Source organism: Suttonella ornithocola (genome assembly GCF_001889065.1).
In the GTDB taxonomy this organism is placed as follows: Bacteria; Pseudomonadota; Gammaproteobacteria; order Cardiobacteriales; family Cardiobacteriaceae; genus Suttonella_A; species Suttonella_A ornithocola.
Window position 1 is genome coordinate 1 of record NZ_LWHB01000353.1, and the last position, 446, is coordinate 446.

The window sequence follows — 446 nt, forward strand, 5'->3', positions numbered from 1 at the left end:
TTAGGTAACTCAGGTAACAGTGCTTCTCTCACCCAATGAGAGAAAATATCGCTGTTAATAGAACCATCATATAAGCGTAAGGCAAACAATTCTCCATTGATAATGGCTCCAATCGCATTGCTCTGGTTCTTTAAATGCCAGTTATCACTTCCATGACAAATTTGTCCTTTTGTGCTGTAGCCATAAGGTCTATGAGCAAAGGCTTTAAAACCACATTCATCAAGATAGACTATCGGTTTGTCTTGAGCAGTCTTATCCACTATTTGTTCTTGAAAGTGCTCTCTTTTCTCTGTGTCGGCTTTTGGATGTTGGTTAATCTTTTTTTATGCGTTATCTTTAGTTCGCTTTAGAGCATAACAAATCGCTGATTGCGAGCAATTAAAACGTCTAGCGCTTTCCCATTGGTAATCATCAGGATWCTGCTCAATATCCTTAAGCAGGCTTCA

2 protein-coding genes are annotated in these 446 nt (G+C 38.9%); both read right to left on the reverse strand.

Annotated elements, in window-relative coordinates; all coding sequences use genetic code 11:
- Positions 1-260: transposase (locus A5N85_RS14350; protein WP_211268274.1), on the reverse strand; the 260-nt coding region annotated here is incomplete at its 3' end.
- A 63-nt stretch (positions 261-323) separates the two neighbouring features.
- Positions 324-440 carry an IS630 transposase-related protein gene (locus A5N85_RS17460; protein ID WP_072577693.1) on the reverse strand — a complete coding sequence of 39 codons (117 nt, stop codon included), beginning with the start codon at positions 438-440 and terminating at the stop codon, positions 324-326.
- Positions 441-446: the final 6 nt, after the last annotated feature.